The following is a 25,796-nucleotide window of genomic DNA, read 5'->3' on the forward strand; positions in this document are numbered from 1 at the left end:
CATGGTCGGGTCATCGTGAAGTCGACAGACGCATGCATCAGATGTTCAGGAATAACAACAAAAGGCACACAGCCATGTTCAAGCATTCGAAAGTACGTCAAGCCGGGCTCATTCTTTTCGCTACCACCTTGCTCTTGATCTTGCCCAACCTCACCAAAGTGATCGGCTAGTCATTGTGGCTGTTCCAGCGCCATGCAGCACATTGCGCGCCGATGCGCTTTCGGCGTGCGAAGTTGTGTGCCAACCTTCCTGACGCAGCGCCGCTGAGCCAGCCTATGGCCGCGCCGCTGCCCATCATCAGGCAGGCTTCTTGCGGAGCGCCCGGGCACTCATTTTCAGCAATAGAACGGCGATCAATTGAAACCTCTTATCCTCTGGAGCACCCTGCTCCTGTGTACGCCATTGCAGGCTGCGCAACTGGTCCTGGAGCTGGGCGCAGGCAGCCGCACCTGGCAGACCGCGCAGTTGCTGGCACACCCTGAAGTGCAGACCATCACCATCAGCGACGACGTCTCCTACAAACGCGACATGATTTATCGCGCCGTGCCACTTGAGGCGCTGCTGGAAGGGGTCAAGGCTGACGATCACTTGCAGGCAGTGGCCCTGGACGGGTTTGCCGCCGAACTCTCCGCCGCGCCCCTGCTCAATCGCGACGGCGCCCGAGCCTGGCTGGCCATCGAGGACCCGTCAAGGCCCTGGCCGAAACTGGCTCAGGGCAAACCCAGTGCAGGGCCGTTCTACCTGGTCTGGACCAACCCCCAGGCCGGCCACATCAGCCCGGAGCAATGGCCGTTCGAGCTGGCCAGCATCAAGCGCCTGGCGCCGGTTGCCGAGCGTTTCCCAGCCTTGCGGCCAGACCCGGCCCTGGCGAGCGACGACCCGGTGAACCAGGGGTTTGCCTTATTCCAGAAGAACTGCCTGGCCTGCCATCGCCTGAATGCTGCGGGCGACTCGCAGTTCGGCCCCGACCTGAACATCCCCTACAGCCCGACCGAGTACTTCGGTGAAGTCTTTCTCAAGCGCTATATCCGCGATCCGCAAAGCTTGCGCCGCTGGCCCCAGGCGAAGATGCCGGGGTTCTCCAGCAGCGTCCTGCCGGACACGGAGCTGGAGTTGCTGCTCGGCTATCTGAAACATATGGCGGGGCGTAAACAGCAGCCTTGAAGACTGCTGCCAGATAAACGCCTGACAGGCCGCCCCTGGGCCCGCGGCGTACAACCTACTGCTGCTGTACCAGGATCACCGGCGGGGTCGGTGCAACCAGCACCTTGGCGTGCATCTGTTCGCCACCACCGCCGCGCCGCATGCCACGCACCGGGCAGGCATCCAGGTAGTCCAGGCCCACCGCCAGTTTCAGGTGGCGCTCGGGGCGCGCCAGCTCATTGGTCACGTCAAAGCTGTACCAGGCGTCATCCAGCCAGGCTTCGGCCCAGGCGTGGCTGGCCAGGTGCTCGCTGTTCTCGCTGTACAGGTATCCCGATACGTACCGCGCCGGCACCCCGAGGCTGCGAGCGCAGGCGAGAAAGGCGTGGGTGTGGTCCTGGCAGACGCCGGAGCGCCCGGCAAAGGCTTGGGCCGCACTGGTGTCCACTGCAGTAGAACCCGGTGCATAGGTCATGTACTGGTTCAGCGCGTGCATCAGGTCAATCAGCCCGCTGCGATCACGACGCTTGCGGCATTGTTTGTCGGCAAAGGCACGCAGGGCTTGGTCGGCCTCGGTGAGCCGGGTAAAGCGCAGGAACGGTAGCGGCGACTGGCTCTCATGCTCAGCCTCGCGCAACTCGTCGATATCCACCTGCCCGCGCGCGCCGATGATGATCGCCTCGTGAGGCTCGTCCAGGGTCAGCACGTGCAGAATGTTGCCGAAGGGATCCAGTTGCGCGCGCACCGGACGCGGCAGATCAAGCTGCCAACTGAGCACGTGCTGGCGCTCGCTGTCGTGGGGCGTCAGGCGCAAGTACTGGATGCTGGCTCGCACCTGGTTTTCATAGTGATAGGCGGTTTCGTGACTGATGGAGAGTCTCATACAGCCTCCAGGTAGGAACTGTGAATGGCGTTGCCCAGCTGGCGCACCAGCGGGATGAACTCGGTCAGCCAGGCGTGCAGGCCTTCTTCGAGGATTTCGTTGATGCCGGTGTAGCGCAGGCGCGCATCCATTTCGGCCGCCAGGCGCTGCGCCGGCCGGCCGTTGGTTCCCGGCAGGCTGGCGAGGATCTGGTCGATCTCTTCGGTGCAGGCGCGCAGGGAGCGCGGCACGTCGGCGCGCAACAGCAGCAGCTCGGCCACATGCCTGGCGCCCGGTGCGTCGCGGTAGATCTCGGTGTAGGCCTCGAACGACGACAAGGCGCGCAGCAAGGCGCTCCACTGGTAATAGGCATGGGCCGTGCCGTCGCTGACGGCGTCGGCCTGATCGCCGGCCATCTCGTAGCGCGCGTCAAGCAGGCGCAAAGTGTTGTCGGCGCGCTCGATAAAGGTGCCCAGGCGAATGAAGCGAAAGGCGTCGTTGCGCATGATGGTGCCGTAGGTAGCGCCTCGAAACAGGTGTGAGCGCTCCTTGATCCACTCGCAGAACCGGCTCATGCCGTAACGGCTCAGGCCCTGTTCGGCAATGCCGCGAATCTCCAGCCAGGTGGCGTTGATGTTTTCCCACATATCGGCGGTGATCCGCCCACGCACCGCGTGGGCACTGGCACGTGCCGAGCCCAGGCAGCTGTAGATACTGGCCGGGTTGGCGGCGTCCAAGGCGAAGAAATGCAACAGGCGCTCGGCGTGCAGTTCGCCGTGGCGCTCCAGGTAGTCATCCAGGGTGCCGGTAATCAGCAGCGGCATGGCCAGTTCGTGCAAGCCATCGCCGCGACCGTCCTGGGGCATCAATGACAGTGAATAACTGACGTCGAGCATCCGCGCGAGGTTTTCCGCCCGCTCCAGATAACGCGACATCCAATACAGGTCCGAGGCGGTTCTACTCAACATGGCAAGCTTCCTTAATCCTCGACCACCCAGGTGTCCTTGGTTCCACCACCCTGGGAGGAGTTCACCACCAGGGAGCCTTCACGCAGCGCCACACGGGTAAGACCACCGGGCACGACACGGGTTTCACGGCCAGACAGGACAAACGGACGCAGATCGATGTGCCGCGGAGCGATGCCGTTTTCGACAAAGGTCGGGCACGTGGACAGCGACAAGGTGGGTTGCGCGATATAGGCGTGAGGCTTGGCCTTGATCCGCGCGCGGAAGGTCTCGATTTCCGCTGCGGTAGCGGCCGGTCCCACCAGCATGCCGTAGCCCCCGGAACCCTGGGTTTCCTTGACCACCAGTTCCGGCAGATGAGCCAGCACATGGGACAATTCGTCGGGCTTGCGGCACTGCCAGGTCGGCACGTTCTTCAGGATCGGCTCTTCATCCAGATAGAACCGGATCATGTCGGTGACAAAGGGATAAACCGACTTGTCGTCGGCTACGCCGGTGCCGATGGCATTGGCCAGCACGACATTGCCCGAACGATAGGCAGACAGCAGGCCCGGAACGCCGAGCATGGAGTCTGGGTTGAAAGCCAGCGGGTCGAGGAAGGCGTCATCCAGGCGGCGGTAGATCACATCCACCGCTTTGGGGCCGTCGGTGGTGCGCATGAAGACCCGATCGTCACGCACGAACAGGTCTGCGCCTTCCACCAGTTCCACGCCCATTTCCCGCGCCAGGAACGCATGTTCGAAGAACGCGCTGTTGAAACGCCCCGGTGTCAACACCACGACACTCGGGTCATCCAGCGCGCTGGAGCTTTTCAGGGTATCGAGCAGCAGGTTCGGGTAATGGTCGATTGGCGCGATGCGTTGGGCGGCAAACAGCTCGGGGAACAGACGCATCATCATCTTGCGGTCTTCGAGCATGTAGCTCACGCCGCTGGGGGTCCGCAGGTTGTCTTCGAGTACGTAATAGGTACCGTCGCCGTCGCGCACCAGATCGACTCCGGAAATATGCGAGTAGATATCGCGGTGCAGATCCAACCCCTGCATCGCCAACTGGTATTGCTCGTTCGCCAGCACCTGTTCGGCAGGAATGATCCCGGCCTTGATGATCCGCTGGTCGTGGTAAAGATCGGCCAGGAACATGTTCAGTGCCTTGACCCGCTGGATGCAGCCGCGCTCGACGATCCGCCACTCACTGGCCGGAATGCTGCGGGGAATGGTGTCGAACGGAATCAGGCGCTCGGTGCCCTGCTCGTCGCCATAGAGCGTGAAGGTGATGCCGGCGCGGTGAAACAGCAGGTCGGCCTCGCGTCGCCGCTGTGCCAGAAGCTCGTCAGGGGTTTCGGCAAGCCAACGGGCAAACTCCCGGTAATGCGGGCGAACCTGGCCGCCAGCATCGTACATTTCATCAAAATAGGTGCGGATCATGCCGTACTCCTTGTCACCCGGACATCTAGGCATCGCAAGGCCCGTGCCACTGGCATAAACGCTTTGATTTCAATTAGTTGGATTAACTTCTCGGTCACACCGCACCATTGCCGTGCAGCAAACGCCCCAACTTGATTGCCCCCGCTCCAATGCGAGGCAATGGCTGTGACTATCACCAGCATAGTCAGAGTTGATTTCACTGCCCGGGCAAGGCCCTGGATAATCCGCCCATCGCGCAAAACTTCGTAACCCGGCGTGACGAAGTCGATGCCTTAAGCTTCAGGGCGTTGCCGCTGATGGGTGCTCACCACCCCGACGGCATTCCCTAATACCGCTCTTCCCTTTTGGCCACCCCTTGCAGGTGGCCTTTTTTTGCCTTGCGGAAACCAAATCGGCCAACCCGAGGGTCAGCCGATGCTGTCTTGACGCTATTCATATGCGCTATACGAGTAACCCTCGAACCTCCTGCTTCACGCCCCAACCTTCGATGATGCCGCCCAGAGGCTCGACCACCGCCTCAAAGTCCTGCTCGAAGTCGCCGATGCCGCCGTAGGTGGCGTACATCACCTTGCTTAGCTCCAGGTACCACGCGCCATCGTCGCGCACGCTGATCTGGGCATTCAAGGATTCACCGCGGAAATGTCCTGCCGCCCTGCGCGCCCGCTCCTCATCCGGGAAAATGGCGTAGAACTCGATGGGATGGAATCGTGAAAAGTCGAAGCCGCCCTCTTTCATGCGGCGCAACACGCTGGTGCTGATGTCTTCTTGATAGGCTGTGCTCATGAAACGTCCTCCTAGAACCAATGGATAGACTTTCCGTACTCCCTGTCTGCACCTCGAGGCTGCAAACGTTGCGGCAAACAGCACCGCCAGGACACAAGCATGTAGCTGACAAGACCAGACCTTAGCGATTCATTCGCTGATCTCGTTTGCAGAGTAGCGCCAAGAACCGGGCGCTGCCAAGGTCTGGTTGAGGATCAAGCGGGCGGGTGACTAAATTGCAGTAATGCCGAGGATTTGAATGCTGTTCTGTTCTTTCAGACTTTTGACTGTCGGGTCGTCGGTACGCCCCTCCAGGTCATTGAGATCCAGTTCGGCCGAAACCGGCAACAGCTTTGCGCGAATCATTCGTGCCGCCTGCTCCATGCTGGGCTGCTGTTCACAGTCGAACTGCTCCACTGACTGGACACCATGATCGTCAACGAAAGTGATTTGCCACTTTTGCATCAGTGCCTCCTCGATAAAGCCCGTGGATGGGCCTACAACATCTCGACCCTGAGGCCCGGGAAATCGTTCCACCGCTGTTGCGCATAAAAAAGACCGCCCGAAGGCGGCCTTTGGCGTGAGGCCTGGTGATGATCAAGGCTTCTCGGCGCGCTCTTTCAGCGCCTTGAGGGTATTGAACGGTGCATCGACCACGAACTTGTTGGCCAGCCAGGACGGCACGCTGCCGCCAGGCTCGGTGTGCACTTGGTAGGTCACTTCAATCTGGTCGGCACCTTTGGGCACCATTTTCCAGAAGCCTTCGACCTGGGCCACACGAACAAACCCCTTCTCTTCGGGAATGTAGGTCGGCACGCCTTCAAGCTTGCGCGTCAGGCTACCGTCAGCGCCTTCGGTGGTGGTGATATGCAGCACCGAATCACGAGCCGTGACCGGCCACGGCGTGTTGAACTGGGTGTAGGTCCAGCTCTGGTTACCTTCGTGCTTGAGCAGCTTCTGCGATTTGCACTCGTGGATCCAGCTGCAGGCGCCCGCTACGTCTTCCTGCAGGCTTTGCAGTTTGGCCATCGAGGTTTTGATCACGGTAACGCCGCGGTAAGCCTTGTATTTGGAACCCGCCACTTCGCTCAGGGAGACCTTGATCCCGTCCTGATCCTTGGCCGTTTGCCAATCTTCGGCCTGAGCCGTTGCTGCCAGTAACACCGTCAAACCACAGAGCGCAGCCATTCGTTGCAGCGAACCCATTGTCTTATTCCTTATTGTTGAAGTTCCGTTCATTGAAAACACTCAAGCCGCCGTCATTTGTTCCCACCAGCCAATCAACTTGATGGCTTGCTCACGGCTGTCGCCACAGACTTCGATATCCGCATGAAACGCCCCACACACGGCCGGACGCTCGGGCAGGCCGAACAACGCACACAAATGTTCGACCGACAGATGCACGCAACGTTCTCCGGCAGGCTTGCCCTGGGGCATGCCCGGAATCGGTGTGCTGATGGAAGGGGCAATGCAGCAAGCGCCACATCCTTCACGGCAGTTCATGGTGAAACGCTCCTCGCGACGAGCAAAGTATTGAAAATGACGCACAGCAAGAGTAACCGCTAAAACAGCCGTTTAAAATTACTCTAAGAACGGTTTTTGCACTGAAAGCTGTGTGACTGACCAGCCTCCGACAAAGTGTCGTTGTCAGGGGTCACACACGGGGAAGGAATTTATTGCTTGAACTCGAAATCCAGGGCCGCGCCCTCGACGTCACGCCGCTCTTCATTGCGCAACTGCAACTGCATTTCGTTGCTCAACAAACGGCCGTTGAGCTGAAACGGGCTGCTTTCCTTGGGCTTCTCACCAAACATCTGCGGCAGCAAGGGTTCGCGCTTGGGCATGGCTACCGTGCCGATGGGCTGCAGGTGCTTGACCATTTCCGGTGGCAGGCTCAGGTCGAGCTTGGCGGGCGGCAACGGGGTCTTGGCAATCTCACGCGCGGACTTGGATTTGGAAGCAATAGGCGCACGTTTTTTGGGCTTGGCCGCTTTTTTGGGCTTGGCTGCGGGTTTGGCGGCCGCAGGTTTTTTGCTCGCAGAAGGCGTATTCGCAGCCGGTTTTTTTGACTCGGAAGCCGCGCTCCGGGCACTTTCGTCCTGCGTCGGTGCCGCCAGCAGCGGGCCGGCGCCCAAGGCCGTCGACAGGCAGATCAACAGGCAGACAGCAGGATAAAAAGCTTTCATAGACAAAAAAGGGCGCAGTGAAAGGTGCCATATGCTCGCTTGTCGACAGCTTCATGACAAGCGTTGCAACCGGCGCCCCTCAAAAACCGCCAGCGGTCTCCTGACATAATTGACTGGCCAACATACCCAGCGTCATTAACGCTCGCTCGGCCTCGCGATTCCATGGCGTACCGCAATTAAGGCGGATGCAGTGGTTGAATTGCTCGGTATTACTGAAGATCAGCCCTGGCGCAATGCTGATTCCCTGCTGCAACGCACGCACGTGCAACTCTTGCGTGTTGACTCGCCCCGGCAGGCTGACCCAGAGAATGAAACCGCCAGTTGGCCGGGTAATCTGCGTGCCTTCGGGGAAATACTGCTGCACCGCCAACTGGAAGGCACTGAGATTTTTGCGGTACTCCTGACGGATATAACGCAGATGGCGATCATAACCACCGTTCTCCAGGTACGCCGCCACCCCCATCTGCGTCACGCTGCACGCCGAATGGGTGCTGAACGTCTGCAGCCGCTGGATCTCCTGCTGGTACTTACCCGCGATCATCCAGCCGATGCGCACCCCCGGTGACAGGGTCTTGGAGAAGCTCGAGCAGTAGATCACCCGGTCCAGGCGGTCATAGGCCTTGAGGGCCTTGGTACGCCCTACTTCGAACATCAGTTCGCCGTAGATATCGTCCTCGACCACCTGAATGTCAAAATCAGACGCCAGGCGCAGCAACTGTTTCTGCCGCTCTTCGGGCATGGTCCCACCCAGCGGGTTACTCAGGCGCGTCGTCAGCACCAGGGCCTTGATCGACCACTGATTGGCCGCCAGTTGCAGGGCCTCCAGGCTCATGCCCGTCGCCGGGTCACTGGGGATCTCAATAACCTTGAGCCCCAGCAGATCGGCCAGTTGCAACAGGCCGTAATAGGTGGGCGACTCCGCGGCAATCAGGTCGCCGGGCCGGGTCAGCACCCGTAACGACATCTGCAAGGCATCGACACAACCGTGGGTGATCACCACTTCGGAAGGGTCCACCACCACACCGGCATCGCGCATGCGAATGGCCACCTGGCGGCGCAGCGGTTCGAAACCCGGGCTGAACATGTAGCTGAACGCCCGTGGGCTATGAAATCGGGTGACCTTGGCCAACTGCTGATGCAGGGCGCGCACCGGCAGGTAATCGACACTGGGCACCGCTGCGCCGAGCGGGAACACCCCTTCGCGGCGCGACTCCACCAACACCTGTTGAATAATGCTGCTGCGGGTGACCAGTCCCGGGCGCTCAACCCGGGCAATGTCCGGGGTCGGCGCGGTCAGGGCCGGAGTCTGGTGCACGTAATAACCGGACTGCGGCCGGGCGCGGATCAGCCCCTGATCCTCGAGATTGGCATACGCCTGCAACACTGTGGCGTGGCTGACATTGAGCTGCGAGCTCATCTTGCGCACCGAGGGTACGCGCTCACCGGGCTGGTACACACCCCGACGAATATCCTCAGCCAGTTGCTGAGCGATACGTTGATACAGCAAGAGATTGGTCATGACGCAGCACTCGATTTCACGGGCATTTTATTCTTGTGTGAAACACTACCGGAACAGTTTGGAAGTGTACGGGGACAGTTGTCACAATAGTCGACGATACACCGCAGTGTCAGCAAAAACTGTACGGTTTTTTGTGAGGCTATCGGCAGGTATAAAAAAACCCGGCACCTTGAGGTAACCGGGTTCCGGTGTTGCTCAGGCCTTAGCGAGCGGCGCCGAGCTGGCCTTTCTCGTCGGAAAACACAATTTCCACTCGACGGTTCTGCGCGCGTCCGCGTTCAGAAGCATTGGCCTCGACCGGGTAATCGTCGCCATAACCTTCGACCTTGATGCGTTTTTCGTCGATGCCCAGGTCTACCAGCATATCGGCCACGGCTTGTGCCCGGTCGCGGGACAATTGCAGGTTGCTTTGCTTGTCGCCGGTGTTGTCGGTGTAGCCCTCGATCCGCACTACCCGCTTGGGGTTGAGCTGAAGGAACTGCACCACTTTGAGCACCGTACGATTGGCCGAGCTTTTCAGCTCCGCCTCACCGGTATCGAACAACACATCGCCCAGGGTCATGACCAGACCACGGTCGGTCTGGGTCGTGGCCAGGCTGATAATCTGCTCTTCCAGCCACTTGCCCTGCTGCTGCACGCTGAGCAACTTGGCTTCACGCAGGGCCAATTGCAGGCGCTGGCGCTCCAGTTCGAGCTTGGCTGCACGCTCTTCATTCAACACTTGCTCGGTGTGCTCGCGGGCGATTTCGCTGTAGCGCCGGCTGAGGTAGGCGTAATGCACCACGTCGGAGCCGCTGCCCCAGTAGCTGGACAAGCGATCGGCACGCGCCAGGGACTCGCCGGCCCGAATCACGTCCTTGGGCGCGATGCGCAGCACATTGGAGTCTTCCTTGACCTTCTGGAAGTCGTTACCGGCCTGTTGCAAGACCTCTTCGCTTTGCTGACCGGCACAGCCATACAAGCCCGCACAGGCCAGCACCAGGGCACCGCTGAATACTCGGGTGATCAGGTTCATTGGGCATCCCCCAGTTGCTTGCGCAGGCGAGTGATGCGGCTCTGCAGTACGTTCAGCTGTTCCTGGCTTTTCAGGGTCAGGACCCGTGCCTCGGCCAGGCGCGCGTCCAGCTCGGCCTGTTCGGCGCGCATGCGCGCATGCTTGTAGGACTCATCCTGCATATTGCCCTGGGCTCGCTTGAACTTGTCTTCGGCGAGTTTCAGTTCCGGCACATCTTCTACCGTGGCCCCAACGGCCTTGGCCTGTTCCAGGGCCTGTTCAGTCAGGCGCATCTGTTCAATGGGCGCCGGATCGGTTGCACAACCCGTCAGGGCCACAATGGCCATGGCAGCGAAAAGAGGTCGAATACTCACACAAAATCCCTACTGTTTTGAGGTGCCGGCGGGTTGCTGTAACTGGGCTTTCCAGCGCTCAAGATTGCGCTGCAGCAAGGCCTCGGTCAGGCCGGACGCGGGCAATTCTGTCATCTTTTTCGCCAACTGTCCGCGCAACCATGGGTCATTGCAGGCCGAGTCATGGGAGACCGCCAGGAATAGCCCCGGCCGGTCGACCGGCTGCCCAGCGGCCACCAGGTCGTTGGCCATGCCCAGGGACTGCGCCAGCGCCATCCCGGCATAACGCCCGGCCAATACATATTCGACGTCACCCAGCAGCAGTTTCTGCAAGGCTTCGGTGAGGTTGGTCGTGCGCCGCAGGGTAAACTGATCCTTGGCGAAGGCTTCGAACGGCTGGGTCAGGCGGGCCTTTTCCGAAACAGCGCCACGGTGCCCATGCAAATCAGCCAACTGGTTGTAGACCAGCGTTGACCCCTTGCGCGTCCACACCAGGTAATCGTTCTGCACCAGGGGTGGGTGGATGTAGTCCAGCGACTCCAGCTCGCTCAGGGTCAGCGGCGCATCGGCCAGCATATCCATGCGTCCACTGCGGACTTCGGCCAGGGCTTCGGAGCGCTTGCCGGCATAGAGCAATTCGACCTTGAGCCCCAGCTCCCCCGCCACCTGCTGCAGCAGGTCGGCGCTGGCGCCTATGAGGTGTTTCGGATCCTGCGGGTCGCGCCACAGATAAGGCGGCGCATCGGGGCTGCCAGTGACTACCAGGCGCTCGCACTTGCCGGCGGCCAGCACCCAACCAGGCGCCAGAACCATTCCCAGCAATACCGCGCATCCACTCAAGCAGCGCAGAACCATGGCGAAACTCTCCCGCAATTAATTCAGACAATAAAAAAGCCCGGCCAAAAGGCCGGGCTCTTTATAAGTGAAGCAGCCGGATTAGACCAGCTTCTCCAACTCGGGTACGGCTTCGAACAAGTCCGCCACCAGGCCGTAATCAGCCACCTGGAAGATCGGTGCTTCTTCGTCCTTGTTGATCGCAACGATCACTTTGGAGTCCTTCATGCCCGCCAGATGCTGGATCGCGCCGGAGATACCGACGGCGATGTACAGCTGTGGCGCAACGATCTTGCCGGTCTGGCCGACCTGCATATCGTTGGGTACGAAACCTGCGTCGACCGCAGCGCGGGAAGCGCCGACAGCAGCGCCCAGCTTGTCGGCCAGGGCGTACAGGTGCTTGAAGTTGTCGCCGTTCTGCATGCCGCGGCCGCCGGAAACGACGATCTTGGCAGCGGTCAGTTCCGGACGATCGGACTTGGCCAGTTCTTCACCGACGAAGCTGGATTTGCCAGCGTCGTGAGCAGCAGCAACGGCTTCAACGGCAGCCGAACCACCTTCAGCGGCGACCGGGTCGAAACCGGTAGCACGCACAGTGATCACTTTGACCGCTGCGGTGGACTGCACGGTAGCGATCGCGTTACCGGCGTAGATCGGGCGCTTGAAGGTGTCAGCGCTTTCTACGGAGATGATCTCGGAGATCTGGTCAACGTCCAGCTGGGCGGCAACCCGCGGCAGAATGTTTTTGCCGTTGGAGGTAGCGGCAGCCAGGATGTGGCTGTAACCAGCACCGAGTTCGACGACCAGGAGCGCGACGTTTTCCGGCAGCTGGTGCGCGTAGGCGGCGTTGTCGGCCACCAGCACTTTAGCCACGCCAGCAATTTTCGCAGCGGCTTCAGCCACGGCGCCAGCGCCCTGACCTGCAACCAGCACGTGGATATCACCACCGATTTTGGCGGCGGCAGCCACGGTGTTCAGTGTGGCCGGAGCCAGCACTTTGTTGTCGTGTTCGGCGATTACCAAGATAGTCATGATTAGATTACCTTCGCTTCGTTTTTCAGTTTCTCGACCAGTTCAGCCACCGACTTGACCTTGATACCTGCGCTGCGTGCAGCCGGCGCTTCGACTTTCAGGGTCTTGTTGGTGGAGGCGGTGGAAACGCCCAAAGCATCCGGAGTCAGCACTTCAAGCGGCTTCTTCTTGGCTTTCATGATGTTTGGCAGGGACGCATAACGCGGCTCGTTCAAACGCAGGTCGGTGGTGATGATGGCCGGCAGTTTCAGCGAAACAGTCTGCGCGCCGCCGTCGATTTCGCGAGTCACGGCAACGTTGTCGCCACTGACTTCGACTTTCGAGGCGAAGGTGCCCTGACCGTAGCCGCTCAATGCAGCGAGCATCTGGCCAGTCTGGTTGTTGTCGCTGTCGATGGCTTGTTTGCCGAGGATCACCAGCGATGGCTGTTCCTTGTCGACAACCGCCTTGAGCAGCTTGGCAACCGCCAGGGAAGTCAGGTCTTCGGCAGATTCGACGAGGATGGCACGGTCGGCACCCAGAGCCAGCGCAGTGCGCAGTTGCTCTTGAGCGGTGGACGGGCCGATGGAGACGACGACGATTTCAGTCGCAACACCTTTCTCTTTCAGGCGTACGGCTTCTTCCACTGCGATTTCGCAGAAAGGGTTCATCGACATCTTGACGTTAGCGAGGTCTACGCCGGAGTTGTCCGCTTTGACGCGAACCTTGACGTTATAGTCGACCACTCGTTTGACAGCTACAAGAACCTTCATGGATTCCTCGTTACTCTCCGGTGAAAAGAAAGTCGCCTAGGCGAGAACCTGGCGGTTGATGCTCATCGGCACAAGGGCACCTCTAAAAACGCTGGCATGGAACAGGCGACCTTGCTCACGGGGATGATGACCGTTCGTCAGTGGTGACCGACGAGTCATTCTTTATCGCGGCGTGTAAACTGCGCGCTTGCGCGGCGCACTGCGTCACCTTGTACAGCCTTCGCCCTGTCTTTAGAGGTGCTCTTGAAACCAACAGTCAGCCTACGGCGAGCGCAAAACCGACCGTATCTTGACCGGAACGCCTTTTCCGGTCAATACGGCAAAATGGCCAGTCATAAGCCGCGCTTCTTTGATTTACCTGGCTTCCAGCAAATTCAAACAAACGTTTGTATTGGACGCTGAGAGTGGTGTAGATATAATGCGCCGCCCAGAGAGAAAGGCGGGTCATCCATTGTCCCCTCCCCCCTGTTGAGGAGGAAATAATGGATGCAGCGCCAAACCTCCAATTAGAAAAAAACCGTTGAGCCTTGAGTAGGAGATAGCCTAGTGGAACGCGAATTTATGGAATTCGACGTGGTCATCGTCGGTGCCGGCCCCGCGGGCCTGTCCGCCGCCTGCCGATTGAAGCAGAAGGCCGCCGAAGCCGGTAAGGAAATTAGCGTCTGCGTGGTCGAAAAAGGCTCCGAGGTCGGTGCTCATATCCTGTCCGGCGCCGTATTCGAGCCGCGGGCCCTGAACGAATTGTTCCCGAACTGGAAAGAACTCGGCGCACCGCTGAACACCCCGGTCAAACGCGATGACATTTATGTCCTCAAGAGCGCCGACAGCTCGATCAAGGTTCCAGACTTCTTTGTGCCCAAGACCATGCACAACGAAGGCAACTACATTATCTCCCTGGGCAACCTGTGCCGCTGGCTGGCCCAGCAGGCCGAGAACCTGGGCGTGGAAGTCTACCCAGGCTTCGCCGCCCAGGAAGCCCTGTTCGACGAGAACGGCGTGGTCCGCGGGATCATCACTGGCGACCTCGGCGTCGACCGTGAAGGCCAGCCAAAAGAAGGCGTCTACACCCCGGGGATGGAACTGCGTGGCAAGTACACCTTGTTCGCTGAAGGATGCCGCGGCCACATCGGCAAGCAATTGATCCAGCGCTTCAACCTGGACAGCGACGCCGACGCCCAGCACTACGGCATCGGTCTGAAAGAAATCTGGGAAATCGACCCGGCCAAGCATCAGCCAGGCCTGGTGGTGCACACCGCCGGTTGGCCGCTGGACATCATGAGCGCCGAGAACACCGGCGGCTCGTTCCTCTATCACTTGGAAAACAACCAGGTGGTGGTCGGCCTGATCGTCGACCTGTCCTACAGCAACACCTTCCTGTCGCCATTCGATGAGTTCCAGCGCCTCAAGCATCACCCGGTGCTGGCCCAGTACCTGGAAGGCGGCAAGCGCATCAGCTACGGCGCTCGCGCCATCTGCAAAGGTGGCCTGAACTCGCTGCCGAAGATGGTCTTCAAAGGCGGCGCGCTGATCGGCTGCGATCTGGGCACCCTGAACTTCGCCAAGATCAAAGGCAGCCACACCGCCATGAAGTCCGGCATGCTCGCCGCAGATGCCGTGGCCGATCGCCTGTTCGCCGAATCCGAAGGCGGTGATGAACTGACCGCCTACGTCGACAGTTTCAAGAACAGCTGGCTCTACGAAGAACTGTTCGCCTCCCGCAACTTCGGCCCGGCGATGCACAAGTTCGGCCCGATCATCGGCGCCGGCTTCAACTGGTTCGACCAAAACATCCTCGGCGGCAAAATGCCGTTCACCCTGCACGACACCAAGCCAGACTACGCCTGCCTCAAGCTGGCCAAGGACTGCAAGAAGATCGACTACCCGAAACCCGACGGCAAACTCAGCTTCGACAAACTCAGCTCGGTGTTCATCTCTGGTACCAACCACGAAGAAGAACAGCCGTGCCACCTGAAGCTGAAAGACCCGAGCATCCCCATCGGCACCAACCTGCCGCTCTACGATGAACCCGCGCAGCGCTACTGCCCGGCTGGCGTGTATGAAGTGATTACCAAGGAAGACGGCGAGAAGCGCTTCCAGATCAACGCCCAGAACTGCGTGCACTGCAAGACCTGTGACATCAAGGACCCTTCGCAGAACATCACCTGGGTCACGCCGGAAGGCGCGGGCGGACCGACTTACCCGAACATGTAAGCCGCCCGCTTGAACATCAAGGCTCCCATCTGGGGGCCTTTTTGTTGCCCGAAAATCTAGCGTGCCCGCTCCCGCGGGGCGATCAGGCCGCCCGCTCCTCCCCCGGGCTGCGCTCGAAGTAGCGCTTGTACTCGCGGCTGAACTGCGACGTGCTCTGATAGCCCACGCTGTGCGCCGCCTGCGCCACCCCCATGCCTTCTACCAGCAGCAACTGCTGGGCCTTGAGCAGCCGCAGGCGCTTGAGGTACTGCACCGGCGAGAGCAAGGTGCAGCGCTTGAAGTGCTCATGAAAGGTCGAGGCACTCATGTGTGCATAACTGGCCAGGGTCTCGATATTCAGCGGCTCGGCGTAATGGGCGTGCAGATGACTCAACGAGGTCGCGACCCGGGAAAACTGCCCCTGCTGTTCCACCAGCGCCCGCAGCACATCGGCCTGGGGCCCGCGCAAGGCCGTGAACAGTAACTCCCGGACCCGCGCCGGCCCCAGGATCCGGCTCTCCAGCGGATCGTGCAGGCACTGCAACAGCCGCTCGACGCAGCCACGCATGGCGTCATCCAGTACCACCGAGCTCATCGACTCCAGGGTCTGCGCCGCCGGCGGTGGCCCGGACTGAATGCCCATCGCCATCACCAACTCCCCGAGTACCACCCGATCAATGCCGACGGTCACGCCGTACAAGGGTGCATCAGGCAGGGCAAAGGTCTCGCATTCGAACGGCACCGGCATCGCCTGGATCAGGTAATGCCCGGCGCCATATTCCAGGGTGCGTGGGCCCAGGTACGCGACCTTGCTGCCCTGGGCCACGATCATCAGGCTCGGCTCATAGATCTGCGGCCCACGCGCCACGTCGCAACTGGCGCGCAATACCTGCACACCGGGCAGGTGGGTCGGGGAAAAACCGTCGCTGGACGTCAGCCCCTCGATCAGGGAAACCAGCGTGGCGTTAGCGTCGAGATGGCGGGTCAGGAGCATTGGAGCACTTCTCGGAGTGTGGGGAGCGGCAAGCCACAAGCGATTAGCTGTAAGCGGCGAACGTGGGCGCACAGTTTATAGCCTGCAGCGCGTCGCTTGCCGCTTTCCACTGCTCCCCCGGAGCTTTAGGCATAAGACTCGGAGCAATCGCCATGGCCGCGCCCAGGCTCGATGGGGAGAATGGCCCGCCTCACCTGTTCCTGCTTTTGCGAGGTCTTTTTATGTACACCGCCATCGGTTATGCCGCCCAATCGGCCACCACTCCCCTCGCCCCCATGTCCTTCGAACGCCGCAGCCCGCGTGCCGATGACGTGGCAATTGAGATTCTCTACTGCGGCGTCTGCCACTCCGATATCCACCAGGCGCGCAACGAATGGGGCATTGCCGTGTACCCGCTGATGCCGGGCCACGAGATTGTCGGCAAAGTCACCGCCGTCGGCGCCAGCGTCACTGCGCACAAGGTCGGCGACCTGGTGGGCGTGGGCTGCATGGTCGACTCATGCCGCCATTGCGACGCCTGCAAATCGGACCTGGAGCAATACTGCCTCGAAGGCCCGACCATGACCTACGCCACCCCGGACCGGGTCGATGGCAGCAACACCATGGGCGGTTACTCCGACAGCATCGTGGTCAGCGAACACTTCGTGGTGAAGATCCCGGCCAAGCTCGACCTGGCCAGCGCCGCGCCGATCCTCTGCGCCGGCATCACCACCTATTCGCCCCTCAAGCACTACGGGGTCAAGGCCGGGGACAAGGTCGGGATTCTCGGCATGGGCGGCCTGGGCCATATGGGGATCAAGTTCGCCAAGGCCATGGGCGCCGAGGTCACGCTGTTCACCCGCTCCGCGAGCAAGGCCGAGGAAGGCCGGCGCCAGGGCGCCGATCATGTGATCGTCTCCACCGACGCCGAGCAGATGAAGGCCGCTGCCGGGCACTTCGACTTCCTGCTGGACACCATTCCGGTGCAGCACGATCTGAACCCCTATCTCGATACCCTGCGCTTTGACGGCGTGCATATCCTGGTGGGCCTGATCGAACCGGTCGACCCACCCGTCAACGCCGCCAAGCTGGTTCTGGGGCGTAAGGTACTGGCCGGCTCGCTGATCGGTGGCATTGCCGAAACCCAGGAAGTCCTGGATTTCTGCGCCGAGCACGGCATCACCTGCGACATCGAAATGCTCGACATCCGCCAGATCAACGAGGCTTACACCCGAATGATCAAAGGCGATGTGAAGTACCGCTTCGTGATCGACATGGCCACTCTGAAAGCCTGATTCAGGCCTTCGCGCCCAACTCCGCGGAAAGCCGGGCGGCCGCCTGTTTCACCAGGGGGATCAGCTCGGCCATTTTCTCCAGCGGCATGTAGGGCACGGTACTGGCGACACTGATGCCGGCCACGATACGTGCGCTGGCATCCCGTACCGGCGCCGCGACACAACGAATCGAGGGCTCGTTGTCTTCCAGGTCAAACGCATAACCGCCCTTCACATACTCCAGCATGCGCTGCTGGAACTGCTCCCAGGACGGCTCCTCGTGCTGCGGCCAGAGCACATTGCGCCCCCCCACCGGCAAACTGATCTGATACAACCGCTGCCAGTCCTGCTGGCTGTCGTCGAGCATCAGCGCCTTGCCGATCCCGGTACGGGCCAACGGCATCCGATGCCCAACCCGCGAACGCATCTCCGGGCCATTGCGCCCCGGGTTCTTGTGCAGGTACAGCACGTCATCGTCCTCGCGAATCGCCAGGTGAATGGTGTCGCCGGTCAGTGCCGACAACTCATCCAGGATCGGCGTGGCCAGGCTGACCAGCGGCAGCGCTTCGCGCGCCTGGAACCCCAGCTCGATCAACTTTGGTCCCAACAGATAACCCACTTGCGGTACCACGCGCAGGTAGCGCTCTTCCACCAGGCAACTGGCCAGGCGGTGGGTGGTGCTACGGGTGGTGCCGATCAGCCGGGCGATTTCCTTGAGGTCGCGGGCACCGCTGGCCACGGCCTGGACCACGCCCAGGCCACGCAGCAGCGTCTGGGTGCCGGTCGGTGCGGCGTCCTTGGCGATCTTTGGCGCGTCTTCCTGCATATCCAGCCTTCCGAGGGAGAGAACGGGCGGCATTATGGTCGCCCACCCGCCTTGACCACAACTTGCTGCGCGCCACCTCGGCCACCCGCCACAGGGAGGCCCGGGCGCGCGCCTACCACTCGGCGAAACTGCCGTCGGCGTGGCGCCAGATCGGGTTGCGCCAGCGATGACCGACGGCCGCGCGCTCGACCACGTATTCCTCGTTGATCTCGATGCCCAGGCCCGGGCCGTTGGGGATCTTCACGTAGCCCTGGTCGTAGTCGAACACCTGCGGATGCTTGAGGTAATCCAGCAAGTCGTTGCTCTCGTTGTAATGGATACCCAGGCTCTGCTCCTGGATAAACGCGTTGTAGCAGACCGCGTCCAGTTGCAGGCACGCGGCCAGGGCAATCGGGCCCAACGGGCAATGCAACGCCAGGGCGACGTCGTAGGCTTCGGCCATGTTGGCGATCTTGCGGGTTTCGGTGATGCCACCGGCGTGGGAGGCATCCGGCTGGATGATGTCAACGTAACCTTCGCTGAGCACCCGCTTGAAATCCCAGCGCGAAAACAGGCGCTCGCCGAGGGCGATCGGGGTGCTGGTCAAGGGCGCCAGTTCCTTCAGCGCTTCGTAGTTTTCACTGAGCACCGGCTCTTCGATAAACATCAGTTTGTAGGGGTCGAGTTCCTTCATCAGCACCTTGGCCATGGGCTTGTGCACCCGGCCATGGAAGTCGACGCCGATCCCGACATTGGGCCCGACCGCATCGCGCACGGCCGCGACGTTGGCCAGGGCCAGGTCAACCTTGTCGTGGGTGTCGAGAAATTGCAGCTCCTGGGTGCCGTTCATTTTCACGGCGGTAAAGCCCCGTGCTACCGCTTCCCTGGCCGCCTGCGCCGTGTCGGCCGGGCGGTCGCCGCCGATCCACGAATAGACGCGGATCTTGTCCCGCACCTGGCCGCCCAGCAGGTCACTGACCGAGACCCCGAGGTCTTTGCCCTTGATGTCCCACAGTGCCTGATCGATACCGGCCAGGGCGCTCATGTGCAGCGCTCCACCACGGTAGAAACCGCCGCGATAGAGTACGGTCCAGATGTCTTCGATATTGCGTGGGTCCTTGCCGATCAGGTAGTCCGAGAGTTCCTCGACCGCCGCTGCCACGGTGTGGGCCCGCCCCTCCACCACCGGCTCGCCCCAGCCGGTCACGCCCTGATCGGTCTCGACCTTGAGAAAGCACCAGCGCGGCGGAACGATGAAGGTGGTCAGTTTGGTGATTTTCATCTGCTTGTCTCTCTGGTTTGAGGCTGCGCGCGCGGCGCCGGAAAAAGCTTAAGCCAAGGCATGCCACGCGGCGACATAAGCCTTGGCCCGCAGGGCCACATCAGTGCTGCTCAGCCCGGGCTTGAACAGCCCCGAGCCGAGGCCGAAGCCCTTGACGCCGGCCTCGACGAACACCCGCATGTTGTCCGGGGTAATGCCGCCCACGGGCAACAGCACAGTGCCGACCGGTAACACCGCGAGCCAGGCTTTCACCACCGCCGGGCCCATTTGCTCGGCGGGGAACATCTTCAATACATCCGCACCTTCAGCCAGCGCGGCAAAGGCCTCGGTCGGCGTGGCGACACCCGGCGCCAGGTACAGCCCGGCGGCCTTGGCTGCGCGCAGGACCTTGGGGTCGCTGTGGGGCATGACGATCACCTGTCCGCCTGCCGCCTGCACCTGGGCCACCTGCGCAGGCTCCAGCACAGTGCCGGCACCAATCAGGCAATCGGGCGGCAAATGGCTGCGCAGGCTGCGGATACTGTCAAAGGGCTGGGGCGAATTGAGCGGCACCTCGATCACCCGAAAACCCGCCTCGTACAGGGCCTCGCCGATGGCCAGGACCTCGTGCGGACGCACGCCCCGAAGGATCGCCACCAGGCCGTTTTGTGCCAGTGCTTGCTTGAGCATTGCAAACCTCTTCTATGGTTGAACGCCAGGGAGCAGCCCGGCCGCCTCGGCCAACAGCCACAAGCCGCGTTCGGTGGCCTGCTCGGCCAGGGTCACGCGGGCGAACCCACAGGCAGGAAGAGCCCGGCTGTAGCGGGCGCAGAGTTGGGAATTGCCGACCAACAGGATTGAAGGCAGGTGGGCGCTGTTGCGGCGGCGGTGCTGCACCTGGGCCAGGGCCGTCAATTCATGGCCGATCAGCAGCCCCGACAGATAATCGGGCTGGGCACTGGCGCCAAGTTCAGCCGTCAGGCCCAGGCTGCGGGCGCTGAACAGGGTCGACAGCGGGCCGATCTGCCCCTCCACGGACTGCGCCACCTGAACCCCACGGTCGAAGGCCGCACCGTCGAACGCCGCACCCCGCTGTTGGGTGCGGCCAAGAATGCTGTGTTCGCAGAGGACGGCGAACAGTTCGCCGGTCATGAAGGTCTCGAAATGCACGATGCGGCCGTCGACCACCTCGACCCATTTCGAATGGCTGCCAGGCAGGCCGATCAGCAGGTTATCCGTGGCCTGCCGCGGCAGGTGGTGCAGCGCCCCCAGCACTTGGGTTTCTTCGCCGCGCATGACGTTTGGCAGGTGCGAACGCTGGATGACACCGGGCACGATGTGCACCTCGACCCCACGCACGCTGCGCACCGAGACCAGGGCGCGACCCAGTTGGGTAACGTCCGCCGGGGTTTCGCAGTAGCTCGCCTCACGCCAGCCTTGAGCGCTGCCGACCATGCCACAGGCGATCACCGGCAAGTGCGGCGCGCTATCGAGCCAGTCGCCGCAGGCTTCGTCGAAGGCCAGTTCAAAACCGTCGCTGCAGGCCTGGCCATCGATGATTCGAGCGGCCCTGGGCAGTTGCATGACTCCCGAGGTCAGCGCGCGCTGCTCCAGCACTTCGCCGCCTGTCGCGAGTTTGTAGGCACGCAGGGAAGTGGTTCCCCAATCGAGCCCGATCAGTTGCGCCTGCATCGCTTCACCTGTGAGTTGTTATTGGCAGTGAGTGCGTAAGAGCTGCTGGCGGCGACTATAAACCCCGCAGGAATAAAATCTCAATATATAAATTTACATCCCATATATAGGGAATACGTGGACTGCTCGCACCTGCCTTCCAATCCTTTAAAATGCCGCCCACCCGCCCCGCTCCTTTCAAGGAAGACCCATGCAACGCTTCAGAAACCTGCTGCTCATCGGCGGCCTTTTGTTAACCGGTAGCGCCCTCGGCGCGGCAGAGCCATTCACGGTTGGCGATATCTGGTCGTACCAGACACGGCCTGGCGAAAACGCCTCGACCCTGACCATTCTCAAAGTCGAGCAGTACCCGGACCTGGGCCAGGTGGTGCATATCCGGGTCGATGGCATTCACCTGATCAACCCGCTCAAGGGCAATCAGATCAGCGATATCCCGCACCTGCCGTTTCGCGCCGGCGCATTGCAGCAGAGCGTGACCCAGCGCGTGGGGCACGCCGAGCAACTGGCCGATTTCAGCGAGGGTTACACGGTGTGGAAGACCGCCTACGACGCACACCAGGCCGGGGCATTCAAGACCTCGGTGGCCCAGACCCTGAATGACTTGCTGGGAGGCGACTGGGAAGAAAGCCGGTGATCACTCCAGGTCGAACACCCCGCCTTGCGGGTCGGTCGAGCCCGCCCGGTGGGTGTTGCCCTGAGCGTCGGTAACGCCGTCTTACTGGCGTCCGTCCTCGTGCAGGATCACCTAGGCCGGGCCGAGAATCGGCCGATGCACGCACGAGGCACACGCCAGCAACACGACCAGCCACAGCGGCCTGGCCATTTTCACCGCTGAACAACCTGGTTCAAATCCGTGCCCCCCCCCCCCGCCGGCACGCTCTCAGCCCCGGGCAAACGCCCGCAGCACGTCGCCATCCATGCGGTACTTGACCCATTCTTCCTGGGGCTGCGCGCCCAGGGATTTGTAGAACTGAATCGCCGGCTCATTCCACTCCAGCACGCTCCATTCGAATCGCCCGCAATCATTGTCACAGGCGATCTTTGCCAGATGCCGCAACAACTGCTTGCCCGCTCCGCCACCACGCTGCTCGGGGGTGATGTAGAGGTCTTCCAGGTACAGGCTGTTGCTGCCCAGCCAGGTCGAGTAACTGAAGAAGAACACCGCAAACCCGATCGGTACGCCATCGCGCAGGCAGATCAGGCCGTGGGCTGTCGCGCCTTCGCTGAACAGGCTGCGCTGGATGTCGGTGACACTGGCGATCACTTCATGGCGGGCACGCTCGTAGTCGGCGAGTTCCGTGATGAACGCGAGGATTTGCGGAGCATCGCTGGGCACGGCGGGGCGGATATCGACGGACATCGGTGGCTCTCATGGCGGAATCAGGCGGCCATAGTAGATCGACAGGGGAAACACATGCACGGGCATTTATTGACGCCACGCTGTTTGCCCACAACCCTGCGCCAGCGGCTACAGTGGCGGCCTTGCCCGATCACCTTCAGGTTGCACCGATGAACGCCCAGGCCTTTGCCCCCCTGCACACCCTCGCCGCCCAATTGCTGCCCCATGCCCTGGAACCTGCCGAAGACGGCGCCCACGACCTTTCGCATTTGCAGCGGGTGTGGAGCAATGTCCGGCGTATCGCCGAGCAGGAAGGCGGCGACCTGCACGTACTGCTGGCCGCGACCTTGTTGCACGACTGTGTCGCCGTGGAAAAGAACTCGCCACTGCGCTCCCAGGCCTCGCGCCTGGCGGCGGTGCAGGCGGGCAAAATCCTGGCCAGCCTGCACTGGGCCCAGGCGCCGATCGACGCAGTGGCCCACGCCATCGAGGCCCACAGTTTTTCTGCGGCGATCGAGCCGATTTCGCTTGAGGCCAAGATCCTGCAGGACGCCGATCGCCTCGACTCCCTCGGCGCCCTCGGCGTGGCTCGCACCTTCTACATTGCCGGGCGCATGGGCAGCGCCCTGTACGACCCGCTCGACCCACGCGCAGAGCATCGTGAATACGATGACAAACGCTTTTGCCTGGACCATTTCCAGACCAAGTTGCTGCACCTCGCCAGCGGCTTCCAGACCCCGGCCGGCACGCACCTGGCGCAGGTTCGGCATCAGCGCCTGCAACGCTTCATGGAGGAGTTGCTGGAGGAGATCGACGCCTGAGCCGCCCTGCTTACTCCGCTGTGGGCTAATCCTGAAACCAGCAGGTACACAACAAACAACCGCCAGGCCCGTGGTAGAAAACCGCGCATAACTTCAACAAGGACGAGGCTCACTCATGCCTGCTCGCGGTACACGACAACCCATGGTTTCAGGCCCATTGTTCGGGCTGTTCTGTCTTGGCAGTTACCTGCTGTCGCTGTCTTATGGCTCGACCTTCCTGCTGTCGCTGCTGATCAGTGCCCGTGGCGGTAACGAGCACGACGCCGGCAGCGTGATTTCCGCTGCCATGCTCAGCACCTTTGTCGCGGTGATCTTCTCCGGACACCTCTCGGACTGGTTGGGCGCCGCGCGCTCGATCGCCCTGTTCGGCTGCCTGCTGGTGGTGGCCAGCCTGGGCTTCGCCCTGACCCCGGGCTTCGGCCATGCCTTGCTCCTGTTCGGCCTGATCCTGGGCTTGGGCTGGGGGGTGTTTTACACCTTGGGGCCGATCATCGTGGCGATGCTGGTGGAACCCGCCCAGCGCGCCAAATACTTCGCCCTGCTGTCAGGCAGCATGATGACCGGCATCGGCTCCGGGCCACTCCTGGGGCGGGCGGCCAGTGCCCTGGGCTGGCCATTGACGGCGGCCTTCCTGATCGCGGCTGCGGCCAGCCTGGCCGGGGTGATCATCTTCTGGTTCCTTGGCCGTCGCCTGCAGCAGCAGACCAACCACCTGGGCAGCGGCGCGGCAAAAATCAGCTGGGCCAGCAGTGCCCGGGTCCTGTCGTCCAGGGCGCTGTTTCCGATTCTGATGGTGGGCCTGGGCGGCTGTGTATTTGGTGGTTTGTCGAGCTTTCAAACCAGCTATGCGGCGTCACGCTCCCTGGATTATTCGCTGTTCTTTCTCGGTTTCATGGGCGCTGCCATCAGCAGCCGCCTGCTGATAGCCGGCATCGTGGTCAAGCGCGACGCCTATCGCTCGGCCTGCCTGCTGTCCGGGCTGATGGTGCTCTCAGTGCTGCTGCAGTTCGTGGTCGACAGCAGCCTCAGCTACCTGTTGGCGGCCATGGTCCTGGGCGTCGGCTATGGCCTGACCTACTCGGTGATCAATGGCCTGGCCGCCAACGAAGCCCCGGCCGGCAGCACCTCCCAGGCGTTGCTGCTGTTCAGCCTCGCCTACTTTATCGGGGTCTTCGGGTTCCCCCTGCTGGCGGGCAAGATCATCGTTGAACAGGGCATGCCGACACTTCTGCTAACAGTTCTGGCGGTGGCCCTGCTGAACTGGCTGATCAGCGCCGGGCGCCTGCTCTGGCGCTGGGGGCAAGACAAGAAAGTCCTGCAAGATGCCTGAGACCGTTCGTCGATCATCAGGCACCAATGCAAATCAGCGGCTGACCAATATCAGGTAGCGACTCTGAAACGAATGGAGGCGACATCATGATCAAGGCTCAACTCACCGCTTTCGCCCTGGCCGGGCTGCTGTCTTCGGCAGCCTTCGCCGGCGCCACCGGCCCCACCAACCCGGTGGAAGGTCCCAAGTCCCCAGCCACCCAAAACACGCCCAGGATCAACATCAACCCACCGCCCATGGAGGAAGGCTCGCTGCCGCCCGCCACCGGCACCGACCCGCGGGTCCAGGGCAGCGATACCGGGCGCCAGGGCGGCGTAGGCACCATGGATTCCAGCACGCCCGACAACGGCAAGACCGGCATCGGCTCGAAGAGCACCACCGGTGGCTCCGGCTCTGAAGGCAACAGCCAATAACCCTGCAAGACGACGCACACCTGTATTCAACCAACGAAGAGGTCAGCATGAACGTCGACAAAAACCTTGAGAAAGAAGTCCTCACCCGCCTGCTGCATGCCCACCCCAGTGGCCTGGGCAAGGAGGTGCTGGATAACTACCGAGGGGAAAAAGTCGTGGCCCAGGCCCTGGCCGCCCTGCAGGATCGCGGGCTGATCAAGGAAGGCCACGTCACCTGCAACACCGCCGGGGAACATGCCCTCAACCTGCCGATCAAGCTCACCGCGTCGGGCGTCGAGGCCGCGCAGAAGCTCGAGGGCAATACTTCGCACTGAGTATCAAACCCATCCAGAAAGGTCCTGGGCGCCAGGGCCTTGAGGAGTGATCCAATGATTCGCGCAAGCAAGAGCAAGTACAGCGCCGCGCAGAAGCGCAAAGCCGCTCATATCGAAGCCAGTTATGAAGCCAAGGGCTTACCTGAAGCCGAAGCCGAGGCCCGCGCCTGGGCCACTGTCAACAAACAGTCCGGCGGTGGTGAGCGGGCCGGCGGCGCCGGGCGCCACAAGCCGGAAAGCGCCAAGGCCAGCGATCGCCAGGCATCCGCGCGCCGCGCCGTCGCCACGCGCCAGGGCCATGCCCGCAACAGCGCCCCCTCGCTGGCCACCCAGAGTAAGGAGGCCCTGCTCAAGGAAGCCCGGGCCAGGAACATTCCCGGGCGCTCCACCATGCGTAAACAGGAGCTGATCGAGGCGCTGCGCAAAGCCGGTTGAAAACGACCTGCGCCCTGCCCCGCCCCCCCCCGCCCCCCCCCCCCCCCCCCCCCCCCCGGGGGGGGGGGAAAACAGGGAAAAAAACAGCGTAAAAAACCCCCCCACCCAAAAACAAACCCCAAA

The 25,796-nt window shown here is 61.8% G+C and carries 30 protein-coding genes; 9 read left to right on the plus strand and 21 right to left on the minus strand.

Annotated elements, in window-relative coordinates:
* The first annotated feature begins 357 nt into the window (after window positions 1–357).
* Entirely contained in the window at window positions 358–1,164 is an 807-nt protein-coding gene (locus ACOZJV_RS10605) for a c-type cytochrome (protein WP_421547553.1), read from the plus strand.
* Between the two features lie 55 nt (window positions 1,165–1,219).
* Here the strand turns inward: ACOZJV_RS10605 and ACOZJV_RS10610 are convergent, their stop codons facing one another.
* The 15 genes from ACOZJV_RS10610 to ACOZJV_RS10680 form a co-directional block, all read right to left on the minus strand.
* Window positions 1,220–2,026: a transglutaminase family protein gene (locus tag ACOZJV_RS10610; RefSeq protein ID WP_078471124.1), complete on the minus strand. Its 807-nt coding sequence runs from the start codon at window positions 2,024–2,026 to the stop codon at window positions 1,220–1,222.
* Complete coding sequence (locus tag ACOZJV_RS10615; protein ID WP_078471123.1) at window positions 2,023–2,973, minus strand: alpha-E domain-containing protein; 951 nt, start codon at window positions 2,971–2,973, stop codon at window positions 2,023–2,025. Before ACOZJV_RS10615 ends, ACOZJV_RS10610 begins: the two co-directional genes overlap by 4 nt.
* A gap of 11 nt (window positions 2,974–2,984) precedes the next feature.
* A complete protein-coding gene (locus tag ACOZJV_RS10620) occupies window positions 2,985–4,394 on the minus strand; it encodes a circularly permuted type 2 ATP-grasp protein (protein WP_078471122.1) in 1,410 nt (469 codons plus the stop codon).
* A gap of 441 nt (window positions 4,395–4,835) precedes the next feature.
* Window positions 4,836–5,177, minus strand: coding sequence for a ribonuclease E inhibitor RraB (locus ACOZJV_RS10625; protein ID WP_020300312.1), 342 nt, complete (start codon window positions 5,175–5,177; stop codon window positions 4,836–4,838).
* A 210-nt stretch (window positions 5,178–5,387) separates the two neighbouring features.
* On the minus strand, window positions 5,388–5,621 hold the full coding sequence (locus ACOZJV_RS10630) for a hypothetical protein (protein WP_078471121.1): 234 nt from the start codon (window positions 5,619–5,621) through the stop codon (window positions 5,388–5,390).
* Between the two features lie 132 nt (window positions 5,622–5,753).
* Complete coding sequence (locus ACOZJV_RS10635) at window positions 5,754–6,362, minus strand: START domain-containing protein (RefSeq protein WP_078471120.1); 609 nt, start codon at window positions 6,360–6,362, stop codon at window positions 5,754–5,756.
* A 42-nt stretch (window positions 6,363–6,404) separates the two neighbouring features.
* Window positions 6,405–6,659, minus strand: a complete 255-nt coding sequence (locus ACOZJV_RS10640; protein WP_020300309.1) for a YkgJ family cysteine cluster protein — start codon at window positions 6,657–6,659, stop codon at window positions 6,405–6,407.
* 170 nt (window positions 6,660–6,829) lie between these two features.
* Window positions 6,830–7,342, minus strand: coding sequence for a translation initiation factor 2 (locus tag ACOZJV_RS10645; RefSeq protein WP_421547554.1), 513 nt, complete (start codon window positions 7,340–7,342; stop codon window positions 6,830–6,832).
* 79 nt (window positions 7,343–7,421) lie between these two features.
* The gene (locus ACOZJV_RS10650; RefSeq protein ID WP_020300307.1) at window positions 7,422–8,861 is read right to left on the minus strand and encodes a PLP-dependent aminotransferase family protein; all 1,440 of its coding nucleotides are present in this window, start codon (window positions 8,859–8,861) and stop codon (window positions 7,422–7,424) included.
* Between the two features lie 202 nt (window positions 8,862–9,063).
* Window positions 9,064–9,876 carry an OmpA family protein gene (locus ACOZJV_RS10655; RefSeq protein WP_421547555.1) on the minus strand — a complete coding sequence of 271 codons (813 nt, stop codon included), beginning with the start codon at window positions 9,874–9,876 and terminating at the stop codon, window positions 9,064–9,066.
* On the minus strand, window positions 9,873–10,229 hold the full coding sequence (locus ACOZJV_RS10660) for a DUF4398 domain-containing protein (protein WP_421547556.1): 357 nt from the start codon (window positions 10,227–10,229) through the stop codon (window positions 9,873–9,875). Before ACOZJV_RS10660 ends, ACOZJV_RS10655 begins: the two co-directional genes overlap by 4 nt.
* 9 nt (window positions 10,230–10,238) lie before the next feature.
* The gene (locus tag ACOZJV_RS10665) at window positions 10,239–11,063 is read right to left on the minus strand and encodes a substrate-binding periplasmic protein (protein WP_421547557.1); all 825 of its coding nucleotides are present in this window, start codon (window positions 11,061–11,063) and stop codon (window positions 10,239–10,241) included.
* Window positions 11,064–11,144: 81 nt separating this feature from the next.
* Window positions 11,145–12,074: an electron transfer flavoprotein subunit alpha/FixB family protein gene (locus ACOZJV_RS10670; RefSeq protein ID WP_421547558.1), complete on the minus strand. Its 930-nt coding sequence runs from the start codon at window positions 12,072–12,074 to the stop codon at window positions 11,145–11,147.
* A gap of 2 nt (window positions 12,075–12,076) precedes the next feature.
* Window positions 12,077–12,826, minus strand: coding sequence for an electron transfer flavoprotein subunit beta/FixA family protein (locus tag ACOZJV_RS10675; protein ID WP_020300301.1), 750 nt, complete (start codon window positions 12,824–12,826; stop codon window positions 12,077–12,079).
* A gap of 256 nt (window positions 12,827–13,082) precedes the next feature.
* Window positions 13,083–13,274 (minus strand): hypothetical protein, encoded by a 192-nt coding sequence (locus tag ACOZJV_RS10680; RefSeq protein WP_102047915.1) that lies wholly within the window; start codon window positions 13,272–13,274, stop codon window positions 13,083–13,085.
* Window positions 13,275–13,372: 98 nt separating this feature from the next.
* Here ACOZJV_RS10680 and ACOZJV_RS10685 point away from each other — a divergent pair, with 98 nt between their 5' ends.
* On the plus strand, window positions 13,373–15,037 hold the full coding sequence (locus ACOZJV_RS10685; protein WP_078471115.1) for an electron transfer flavoprotein-ubiquinone oxidoreductase: 1,665 nt from the start codon (window positions 13,373–13,375) through the stop codon (window positions 15,035–15,037).
* Between the two features lie 82 nt (window positions 15,038–15,119).
* Here ACOZJV_RS10685 and ACOZJV_RS10690 read toward each other — a convergent pair whose 3' ends face one another.
* Complete coding sequence (locus tag ACOZJV_RS10690; protein WP_078471114.1) at window positions 15,120–16,010, minus strand: AraC family transcriptional regulator; 891 nt, start codon at window positions 16,008–16,010, stop codon at window positions 15,120–15,122.
* Window positions 16,011–16,231: 221 nt separating this feature from the next.
* Between ACOZJV_RS10690 and ACOZJV_RS10695 the strand changes: the two genes are divergently transcribed.
* A complete protein-coding gene (locus ACOZJV_RS10695) occupies window positions 16,232–17,284 on the plus strand; it encodes an NAD(P)-dependent alcohol dehydrogenase (protein WP_201130145.1) in 1,053 nt (350 codons plus the stop codon).
* A gap of 1 nt (window position 17,285) precedes the next feature.
* Here the strand turns inward: ACOZJV_RS10695 and ACOZJV_RS10700 are convergent, their stop codons facing one another.
* From ACOZJV_RS10700 to ACOZJV_RS10715, 4 genes are all read right to left on the minus strand, one after another.
* Window positions 17,286–18,089 (minus strand): IclR family transcriptional regulator, encoded by an 804-nt coding sequence (locus ACOZJV_RS10700; protein ID WP_078471112.1) that lies wholly within the window; start codon window positions 18,087–18,089, stop codon window positions 17,286–17,288.
* A gap of 112 nt (window positions 18,090–18,201) precedes the next feature.
* Window positions 18,202–19,350 carry a galactonate dehydratase gene (gene dgoD, locus ACOZJV_RS10705; RefSeq protein ID WP_421547559.1) on the minus strand — a complete coding sequence of 383 codons (1,149 nt, stop codon included), beginning with the start codon at window positions 19,348–19,350 and terminating at the stop codon, window positions 18,202–18,204.
* 48 nt (window positions 19,351–19,398) lie between these two features.
* Complete coding sequence (locus tag ACOZJV_RS10710; protein ID WP_078471110.1) at window positions 19,399–20,019, minus strand: 2-dehydro-3-deoxy-6-phosphogalactonate aldolase; 621 nt, start codon at window positions 20,017–20,019, stop codon at window positions 19,399–19,401.
* A gap of 12 nt (window positions 20,020–20,031) precedes the next feature.
* Window positions 20,032–21,021 carry a 2-dehydro-3-deoxygalactonokinase gene (locus tag ACOZJV_RS10715; RefSeq protein ID WP_421547560.1) on the minus strand — a complete coding sequence of 330 codons (990 nt, stop codon included), beginning with the start codon at window positions 21,019–21,021 and terminating at the stop codon, window positions 20,032–20,034.
* Window positions 21,022–21,211: 190 nt separating this feature from the next.
* On the opposite strand from ACOZJV_RS10715, the gene ACOZJV_RS10720 reads away from it, so the two are divergent.
* Complete coding sequence (locus ACOZJV_RS10720) at window positions 21,212–21,655, plus strand: hypothetical protein (protein ID WP_078471108.1); 444 nt, start codon at window positions 21,212–21,214, stop codon at window positions 21,653–21,655.
* A 246-nt stretch (window positions 21,656–21,901) separates the two neighbouring features.
* Here ACOZJV_RS10720 and ACOZJV_RS10725 read toward each other — a convergent pair whose 3' ends face one another.
* Window positions 21,902–22,381: a GNAT family N-acetyltransferase gene (locus tag ACOZJV_RS10725; RefSeq protein ID WP_020300292.1), complete on the minus strand. Its 480-nt coding sequence runs from the start codon at window positions 22,379–22,381 to the stop codon at window positions 21,902–21,904.
* A gap of 149 nt (window positions 22,382–22,530) precedes the next feature.
* Between ACOZJV_RS10725 and ACOZJV_RS10730 the strand changes: the two genes are divergently transcribed.
* From ACOZJV_RS10730 to ACOZJV_RS10750, 5 genes are all read left to right on the plus strand, one after another.
* On the plus strand, window positions 22,531–23,181 hold the full coding sequence (locus tag ACOZJV_RS10730) for an HD domain-containing protein (protein ID WP_078471106.1): 651 nt from the start codon (window positions 22,531–22,533) through the stop codon (window positions 23,179–23,181).
* Between the two features lie 142 nt (window positions 23,182–23,323).
* The gene (locus ACOZJV_RS10735) at window positions 23,324–24,511 is read left to right on the plus strand and encodes an MFS transporter (RefSeq protein ID WP_421547561.1); all 1,188 of its coding nucleotides are present in this window, start codon (window positions 23,324–23,326) and stop codon (window positions 24,509–24,511) included.
* Window positions 24,512–24,597: 86 nt separating this feature from the next.
* Entirely contained in the window at window positions 24,598–24,924 is a 327-nt protein-coding gene (locus tag ACOZJV_RS10740) for a hypothetical protein (RefSeq protein ID WP_078471104.1), read from the plus strand.
* A gap of 47 nt (window positions 24,925–24,971) precedes the next feature.
* A complete protein-coding gene (locus ACOZJV_RS10745; RefSeq protein ID WP_078471103.1) occupies window positions 24,972–25,238 on the plus strand; it encodes a hypothetical protein in 267 nt (88 codons plus the stop codon).
* Between the two features lie 54 nt (window positions 25,239–25,292).
* Window positions 25,293–25,673: a Rho termination factor N-terminal domain-containing protein gene (locus ACOZJV_RS10750; protein ID WP_421547562.1), complete on the plus strand. Its 381-nt coding sequence runs from the start codon at window positions 25,293–25,295 to the stop codon at window positions 25,671–25,673.
* The last annotated feature ends 123 nt before the right edge of the window (window positions 25,674–25,796 follow it).

It is taken from the genome of Pseudomonas sp. QD4 (assembly GCF_049199125.1).
GTDB lineage: Bacteria > Pseudomonadota > Gammaproteobacteria > Pseudomonadales > Pseudomonadaceae > Aquipseudomonas.